This is a genomic window from Aurantimonas sp. A2-1-M11, from assembly GCF_036549475.1.
Classification (GTDB): domain Bacteria; phylum Pseudomonadota; class Alphaproteobacteria; order Rhizobiales; family Rhizobiaceae; genus Aurantimonas.
In genome coordinates this window covers 47,263-54,728 of the sequence record NZ_JAZHLI010000029.1, presented here as the reverse complement: position 1 = coordinate 54,728, position 7,466 = coordinate 47,263, and the positions used below count along the sequence as shown (strand labels likewise).

At 67.7% G+C, this 7,466-nt stretch carries 8 protein-coding genes; 5 read left to right on the top strand and 3 right to left on the bottom strand.

Translation table 11 applies throughout. From position 1 onward, the window contains the following. Positions 1 to 237: 237 nt before the first annotated feature. The 5 genes from VQ042_RS14325 to xylB are packed head-to-tail and all read left to right on the top strand — an operon-like array spanning position 238 to position 3,847. Entirely contained in the window at positions 238 to 369 is a 132-nt protein-coding gene (locus tag VQ042_RS14325) for a hypothetical protein (protein ID WP_331820405.1), read from the top strand. Between the two features lie 49 nt (positions 370 to 418). Further along, the gene (gene xylA / locus VQ042_RS14320; RefSeq protein WP_331820403.1) at positions 419 to 1,732 is read left to right on the top strand and encodes a xylose isomerase; all 1,314 of its coding nucleotides are present in this window, start codon (positions 419 to 421) and stop codon (positions 1,730 to 1,732) included. A 39-nt stretch (positions 1,733 to 1,771) separates the two neighbouring features. Further along, positions 1,772 to 1,969, top strand: a complete 198-nt coding sequence (locus tag VQ042_RS14315) for a type II toxin-antitoxin system HicA family toxin (protein WP_331820401.1) — start codon at positions 1,772 to 1,774, stop codon at positions 1,967 to 1,969. Beyond that, positions 1,966 to 2,364 carry a type II toxin-antitoxin system HicB family antitoxin gene (locus VQ042_RS14310; protein ID WP_331820399.1) on the top strand — a complete coding sequence of 133 codons (399 nt, stop codon included), beginning with the start codon at positions 1,966 to 1,968 and terminating at the stop codon, positions 2,362 to 2,364. The genes VQ042_RS14315 and VQ042_RS14310 overlap by 4 nt, the downstream gene beginning before the upstream one ends. A gap of 25 nt (positions 2,365 to 2,389) precedes the next feature. Further along, a complete protein-coding gene (xylB, locus tag VQ042_RS14305) occupies positions 2,390 to 3,847 on the top strand; it encodes a xylulokinase (RefSeq protein ID WP_331820397.1) in 1,458 nt (485 codons plus the stop codon). A 143-nt stretch (positions 3,848 to 3,990) separates the two neighbouring features. Here xylB and VQ042_RS14300 read toward each other — a convergent pair whose 3' ends face one another. The 3 genes from VQ042_RS14300 to xylF form a co-directional block, all read right to left on the bottom strand. Beyond that, positions 3,991 to 4,821: an ATP-binding cassette domain-containing protein gene (locus tag VQ042_RS14300; protein ID WP_331820395.1), complete on the bottom strand. Its 831-nt coding sequence runs from the start codon at positions 4,819 to 4,821 to the stop codon at positions 3,991 to 3,993. Beyond that, positions 4,818 to 6,128, bottom strand: coding sequence for a sugar ABC transporter permease (locus VQ042_RS14295; RefSeq protein ID WP_331820392.1), 1,311 nt, complete (start codon positions 6,126 to 6,128; stop codon positions 4,818 to 4,820). The genes VQ042_RS14300 and VQ042_RS14295 overlap by 4 nt, the downstream gene beginning before the upstream one ends. Positions 6,129 to 6,333: 205 nt before the next feature. After that, the gene (gene xylF / locus VQ042_RS14290) at positions 6,334 to 7,377 is read right to left on the bottom strand and encodes a D-xylose ABC transporter substrate-binding protein (protein ID WP_442880090.1); all 1,044 of its coding nucleotides are present in this window, start codon (positions 7,375 to 7,377) and stop codon (positions 6,334 to 6,336) included. Positions 7,378 to 7,466 lie beyond the last annotated feature (89 nt).

The following is a 7,466-nucleotide window of genomic DNA, read 5'->3' as shown; positions in this document are numbered from 1 at the left end:
AATCGCCATCGCTCTCCACCATCGAAATCTCCTCCCGCAAGAATCAGAGGAGTTCGAAAGATTCAGCTCTTCAGCCGCTTGTCATCACCTTCTTCACCCGATTGCCCTGGGGTGGACGGCGCGTCGCGAATTTTTGAGGTGCGTACTTCAAAACTGCGCCGGCCTGCGCGATAATGGTGGCAGAGACGCTGCGAAGGCGCTGTGCCAGCGCGTTCGCGCCGGCCTGGGGAGGATGCGATGACCACCACATCCGGAGCACGGCCGGACGGCGCCACATGGCGGCCGTCCCTCGGCAGCCTCGTGGCCGGCGAAGTGGCCGCGGGGCATGCCTCCCTCCGCGTGCATCCCGCCTCAATCGCCCGCGTCTGATCCCGACGCCAGTCAAGCGGGCGGCAACGCCCGGCAATCAGGAAATCCCATGTCCCAAGCATCCTTCTTCGATCTTGCCAGCCCGGTCGCCTTCGAGGGCGAACAGTCGACCAACCCGCTCGCCTTCCGGTTCTACGACAAGGACCGGCAGGTGATGGGCAAGCGGATGGAAGACCATCTGCGTTTTGCCGCCTGTTACTGGCACTCCTTCACCTGGCCCGGCGGGGATCCCTTTGGCGGCGAGACTTTCCAGCGCCCCTGGATGCATGGCGCCGACCCGCTGGCGCTGGCCCGCCAGAAGGCCGATGTCGCCTTCGAGATGTTCCGGCTGCTCGACGTTCCGTTCTTCACCTTCCACGACGTGGACGTGGCCCCCGAAGGCGCGTCGCTGGCCGAATCCAACGACAATCTGAAGGCGATCACCGACATCTTCGCCGAGAAGATGGAAAGCCAGAAGGTGCGGCTGCTCTGGGGCACCGCCAATCTCTTCTCCAACCGCCGCTACATGGCGGGCGCTGCGACCAATCCCGATCCGGACGTCTTTGCCTATGCGGCGGGGCAGGTGAAGGCGGCGCTCGATGCCACCCATCGCCTCGGCGGCGCGAACTATGTCTGCTGGGGCGGACGCGAGGGCTACGAGACCCTGCTGAATACCGACATGAAGCGCGAGCTGGACCAACTCGGCCGGTTCTTCTCCATGCTCGTCGACTACAAGCACAAGATCGGTTTTTCCGGCCCGATCCTGATCGAGCCGAAGCCGAAGGAGCCGACCAAGCACCAGTATGATTTCGACGCGGCAGCGGTCTTCGCCTTCCTGCAGAAATACGATCTCGTCGGCGAGGTGAAGCTCAACCTCGAGCAGAACCACGCCATCCTCGCCGGCCATTCCTTCGACCACGAGGTGCGCTACGCCTATGCCAACGATCTGTTCGGCTCGCTCGACGTCAATCGCGGCGACGACCTGCTGGGCTGGGACACCGACCAGTTCGCGATGGACGTGAAGGAACTGGCGCTGGTCTTCCACGAGATGCTGCAGCATGGCGGCTTCACCACGGGCGGGCTGAATTTCGACGCCAAGATCCGTCGCCAGTCGATCGATCCGGACGATCTCCTGATCGCCCATGTCGCCTCGATGGACGCCTGCGCCCGTGGTCTTCTGGCGGCCGAGCGGATGCTGGCCGATGGCGCGCTGCGGACGCCGGTCAGCGAACGCTATGCCGGCTGGGACGGCGGCGAGGGCAAGGCGGTGCTGGCCGGCGAGCGCAGCCTGGAAGCGGTCGCGGAGCGGGCGCTGGGCCTCGACCCGCAGCCGCGTTCGGGCCGCCAGGAATATCTCGAAGGCGTGGTCAACCGCTACGTCTGAGGGCTTGAGGGTGGCGAGCGATAGTGTGTATTCATACACATGGAGTGTCGCGACATCCTCGCCGCCCTGCTTGCCGACGGATGGCGCGAAGTCCGTCGGCGAGGCAGCCATGCCCAGCTGAAGCATCCGACGAAGCCTGGCCTCGTGACATTGCCCCATCCCAGGCGCGATCTGCCGATCGGCACCCTGCGGAGCATCGAGAAACAGGCCGGGATCGTACTGAGGACAGCCAGATGAGCGACTATATCGCGATCATCCACAAGGACGGCGAGAGCGATTTCGGCGTTTCCTTTCCCGACTTTCCGGGCTGCGTTACGGCGGGACGAACCCTCGACGAAGCCCGGGCGATGGCCGGGGAAGCGCTGGGACTGCACTTGGAAGGCATGCTTTTGGAGGCGGCGGCCCTGCCTTCTCCCTCGTCGCTGGAATCCGTCATGACGGACCGCGGCAATCGCGACGGCGTCGCCATCCTGGTGGCGGCACCGCGAAGGGCACCGCGTTCCGTCCGCGTCAACGTGACCATCGCCGCCGACGAGCTGGCGGAAATTGACGCCTATGCTGCGCGGCACGGGCTGACACGGTCGGGCTTTCTCGCCGCGGCGGCTAGGCGGAAGCTTGACGAATCCGCCTAGGCGGGCAGCAGATGAAGGACGCTCCATGACCCACTATCTCGGCCTCGATCTCGGCACCTCCTCGCTCAAGGCGCTGCTGATCGGCGAGGACCAGCGCGTCGTCGCCTCGGCCTCGGTGCCGCTCACCGTCGAGCGGCCGCATTTCGGCTGGTCGGAGCAGGACCCGCAGAGCTGGATCGCGGCCTGCGAGACGGCGTTGGGCGAACTCGCGGCGAAGCATGGCGACGCGCTCGTCACCGTGGCCGGCATCGGCCTGTCGGGCCACATGCACGGCGCCACGCTCCTCGATGCGGACGAGGCCGTCCTGCGCCCCTGCATCCTGTGGAACGACACCCGCAGCCACGAGGAGGCCGCCGAACTCGACGACGAGGAATCGCGGGCCATCACCGGCAACATCGTGTTTCCCGGCTTCACGGCGCCGAAGATCGTCTGGGTCGCGCGCAATGAACCGGAGATCTTCGCGCGGCTGCGCCGGGTGCTCCTGCCGAAGGATTATCTGCGGCTGTGGCTGACAGGCGAGGCGGTCTCGGAGATGTCGGATGCCGCGGGCACGGCCTGGCTCGACACGGGCGCCCGCGACTGGTCGACGCGCATGCTGGAAAAGACCGGGCTGTCGCTCGACCACATGCCGCGCCTGGTCGAGGGCACGGACGTCTCCGGCGGCCTGCGCCCGGAGCTTGCCGCCCGCTTCGGCATGACGGCCGGCACGGTGGTGGCCGGCGGCGGCGGCGACAATGCCGCCTCGGCCTGCGGCGTCGGCGTGGCCAAGCCGGGGACCGGCTTCCTGTCGCTCGGCACCTCGGGAGTGCTGTTCACCGCCAGTGCGGGCTACGAGCCGGCGCCGGAGACGGCGCTGCACACATTCTGCCACGCCATTCCCGGCCTCTGGCACCAGATGGGCGTGACCCTGTCGGCCGCCGGCTCGGTGGAATGGCTGTCGCAGATCCTGAACGAGGAGCCGGGGGTGCTCACCGGTGCGCTCGGCGAGACGGTGCAGGCGCCCGGCCGGCTGACCTTCCTGCCGTATCTGTCCGGCGAGCGCACGCCGCACAACGATTCCGACATTCGCGGCGTCTTCGCCGGACTGGAGGCGGGCACCGACCGCGAGGCGATGACCCGGGCCGTCCTGGAGGGCGTCGCCTTCTCCATGCGCGATTGCCTGGAAGCGGGCGGCGAAGCGGCACGGCCGCAACGGCTCATCGCCGTCGGCGCGGGGTCGCGCTCGGCCTACTGGCTGCAGCTGATGGCGACGGTGCTGGACACGGAGATCGCGCTGCCCGAGGCGGGCGATTTCGGCGCCGCCTTCGGCGCGGCGCGGCTGGGCCTGTGCGCGGCGACCGGCAACGATCCGAAGACGGTCATGACCGAGCCGCCGATCGCCCGCCGGTTCCGGCCGGACCCGACCCACGCCCGCGCCTTCGACGAAGCCTATCTGTTTTATCGCAGGCTCTATCCGGCGCTGCGGGCCGCCATGGCGGACTGAGCGCCAGCCGCGCTGTCCGCCGCAGGACGTCAATCAGTCGCAAACGCTTTTCGGGGCGGATGGCTGTGGCCGCACCCGGCCGATCTGGGCATGCGCGCTCGCCGTCGGGAGCGCGCGATGCGTCGCACGCGCCAACGCGGCTCCTATTCGCGCATGGCACCCGGGCCGGGCGTCGCTCCGGGCGGGCACTTGCCGAGGATGATCATGCCGAGGACCTCGTCCTTGGTGACGTCCGCCGTCTTCGCGCCGCCGACCACCTGGCCGTTCTTCATCACCACCACCCGGTCGGCGAGGTCGAAGACGTCGTGGATGTCGTGGCTGATCAGGAAGATGCCGATGCCATCCTTCTTCAGCTCCTTGATCAGCTCGCCGACCTGTGCGGTCTCCTGGGGGCCGAGCGCCGCGGTGGGCTCGTCCATGATCAGGATCTTGGCGTTGAAGAGGATGGCGCGGGCGATGGCAACGGACTGGCGCTGGCCGCCGGACAGCGCCTTCACCGGATCCTTGAACCGCTGGAAATTGGGGTTCAGACGGCCCATCACCTTGCGGGCCTCGGCCTCCATGGCGCCGTCGTCGAGCGTGCCCCAGGGGGTGAGGATCTCGCGCCCCAGGAAGAGGTTGGCCGCGGCGTCGACATTGTCGGCCAGCGCCAGGGTCTGGTAGATCGTCTCGATGCCGTAGGCCTTGGCATCGCGGGGATTGGTGATCGTGGCCGGCTCGCCTCGAACATTGATCTCGCCGGAATCGCGCTTGTAGGCGCCCGACAGGATCTTGATCAGCGTCGACTTGCCGGCACCGTTGTGGCCCAGCACGGCCACCACTTCGCCGGGATACAGATCTAGGGTCGCGCCGTCGACGGCGTGGATGCCGCCGAAGGCGATCGAGATGTCGCGCATGTCCACCAGCGGCGGGCCGCTGTGGTCGACGCCGTCGCCGGCGGCGTGTGCGGGGATGGACTCCTGGGTGGCGCTCATGCGGCCCTCCTGCGGTAGACGGTGTCGATCCAGACGGCGAAGATCAGGACGGCGCCGACGACGATCGACTGCAGCGGCGAATCCACGCCCAGCAGCACCATGCCCGACTGCAGCGACTGCATGACGAGGGCGCCGAGCATCGCGCCGATGATCGTGCCGGCACCGCCGGCGAGCGACGTGCCGCCGATGACGGCTGCTGCGATGACGTACAATTCGTCCAGCGTGCCCAGGGCGTTGGTGGCGGCGTTGAGGCGGGCGGTCGAGATCGCCGCGCCGAGGGCGGCAAGGCCGCCCATCAGCATGAAGACCTTCATGACGACCCAGCGGGTGTTGATGCCGGCGAGCTCTGCGGCTTCCGGATTGCCGCCGATGGCGAAGACGTAGCGCCCGAACCGGGTGCGCTGGGTCACGAACGTCATGACGATGCCGACGACGATGGCGATCAGGACCGGGACCGCGACGCCGTAGCCGATATGCAGCCCGCCTTCGGGTACTTCCATGCCGGTCGACTCGGCGTAGCGCCGGGCGATCGCCGAGGGCCATTCATAGGCATTGACGATCCATGCGGCGCCGAGAATGACGAAGGTGGTGAACGCCGCGATGGTCACCTCGGCCCAGACCGGCCGCCGCGGGAAGCCGAACCGCACGCGGCGCTTGCGCACGAAGACCAGCGAGGCGACGACGGCGAGGCTGGCAAGCACCGCGAGGATCCACGTCCAGGTCTCGCCCAGCGAGCCTTCTGCGCCACCGCCCATCAGCCGGAAGGTGTCGTCCAGCGGCGCGACCGTACGACCGGAGGTCAGCCACCAGGCGCCGCCGCGCCAGATCAGCAGGCCGCCCAGCGTCACGATGAAGGCCGGAACACCCAGGAAGGCGATGATGTAACCCTGCAGGCCGCCGATCGCGACACCGATCAGGACGCCGACGGCCAGGGTGAGGATCCAGGTGAAGGGGCTGCCGTAACCGAGCATCTCCGGCAGGATGTTGGCCTGCAGCGCGGCCATGGCCATGCCGGTGAAGCCGAGAATCGAGCCGACGGACAGGTCGATGTTGCGGGTGACGATGACCAGCACCATGCCGGTCGCCATCACCGCGATGGACGAGGTCTGGACGGTCAGGTTCCAGAGGTTGCGCGGCGTCAGGAAGATGCCGCCGGACAGGACATGAAAGACCAGCCAGATCACCAGAAGCGCGCCGACCATACCCAGCATGCGGGTATCCACCTCGGTGGCCCGGATGAATCGGGACAGGCCCCCGCTCGTCGACGCGCGCGCGCCGACGCTGGGTTCGGATGCCGACTGGCTCATGCTTGCCTCCCTGGCGGAGTGGCGCCGTTACACGGGGCCCGGCGGACCGTCGGTCCGGGGCAACGCGGTCAGCGCAGTCCTGTTGGATTGTTGCACCCAAACCGGCCACGGGGGAAGCGCCGGGCCGGTGGCCGGGCGGCCCTGCGGGCCGAAGGGCGAAAGGCCGCCCCCCCCTTCAGGGGAGCGGCCGTCCTGTCGTCTAGGCCTAGCTGCAGGCCGGGACCGAACCGGCCTCGACGCCCTGGCAGACCACGTCCTTCGACACCCAGCCGGCGTCGATGATCGTCTGCAGGTTGTCCTTGGTGATCGCCACCGGCTTCAGGAAGATCGCCTGCATCTCGGTGCCGTTCGGGCCGTCGGACCAGGCTTCCGCGCCCTCGACCTCGTTCATGGCCGTACCGTCGGCCAGATCCAGGGCGATCTCCGCGGCGCGCTTGCCGAGCTCGCGGGAATCCTTCCAGACCGAAACCGTCTGCGTGCCGCGGGCAATGCGGTTCAGCGCGGCGAAGTCGGCATCCTGGCCGGAGACCGGCACGGAACCGGCCAGGCCCTGGGCCTCGAGGGCGGCCACGGCGCCGCCGGCGGTGCCGTCATTCGAGGCGACGACCGCGTCGACCTCGTTGTTGTTGGCGGTCAGGATCTGTTCCATGTTCTGCTGGGCGTTGGCCGGAAGCCAGCCGTCCGTGTAGCTCTCGCCGACATTCTTGATCTTGCCGGAATCGATGGCTTCCTGGAGGACTTCCATCTGGCCGGAAAACAGGAAATCGGCGTTCGGATCGGCGGCGGAGCCCTTGATAAAGGCGTAATTGCCTTCCGGCTGGACCTTCATCACTTCGCGCGCCTGGATGCGGCCGACTTCCTTGTTGTCGAAGGTCAGGTAGAAGGCGTCCGGGTTCTCGATCAGCCGGTCATATCCGACGACCGGGATGCCGTTGTTGACGGCGGCCTGCACGGCCGGGCCGATGGCGGCCGAATCTTGCGCCAGGATGATCAGCGAGTCCGCGCCCTGCGAGATCAGCGACTCCACGTCGGTCAGCTGCTTGGAGGCCGACGACTGTGCGTCAGCCGAAATGTAGGTGGCGCCGGCGGCTTCCAGCGCCTGCCTGATCGCCGTCTCGTCGGTCTTCCAGCGCTCTTCCTGGAAGTTCGACCACGACACGCCGACGGTCTTGCCGTCCTGCGCCGCCGCCGATCCTGCGGCAGCCATCGAGAATACCGCGCCAGCCAGCGCGAGTTTCAGAATCTTCATGATTGTCCTCCCGGCGCCCTGGCGCCCGCTCTAATGTCTCCGGCCCACATCCCGGCCGTCGAGACTTTTTCCAAGCCTCGGAAAAAATC

Bases quoted from the DNA above. Each gene is read 5' to 3' on its own strand.
- xylB (WP_331820397.1), top strand. From the start codon at position 2,390: ATGACCCACTATCTCGGCCTCGATCTCGGCACCTCCTCGCTCAAGGCG.
- VQ042_RS14295 (WP_331820392.1), bottom strand. From the start codon at position 6,128: ATGAGCCAGTCGGCATCCGAACCCAGCGTCGGCGCGCGCGCGTCGACG.
- VQ042_RS14310 (WP_331820399.1), top strand. From the start codon at position 1,966: ATGAGCGACTATATCGCGATCATCCACAAGGACGGCGAGAGCGATTTC.
- VQ042_RS14325 (WP_331820405.1), top strand. From the start codon at position 238: ATGACCACCACATCCGGAGCACGGCCGGACGGCGCCACATGGCGGCCG.
- VQ042_RS14300 (WP_331820395.1), bottom strand. From the start codon at position 4,821: ATGAGCGCCACCCAGGAGTCCATCCCCGCACACGCCGCCGGCGACGGC.
- xylF (WP_442880090.1), bottom strand. From the start codon at position 7,377: ATGAAGATTCTGAAACTCGCGCTGGCTGGCGCGGTATTCTCGATGGCT.
- xylA (WP_331820403.1), top strand. From the start codon at position 419: ATGTCCCAAGCATCCTTCTTCGATCTTGCCAGCCCGGTCGCCTTCGAG.
- VQ042_RS14315 (WP_331820401.1), top strand. From the start codon at position 1,772: ATGGAGTGTCGCGACATCCTCGCCGCCCTGCTTGCCGACGGATGGCGC.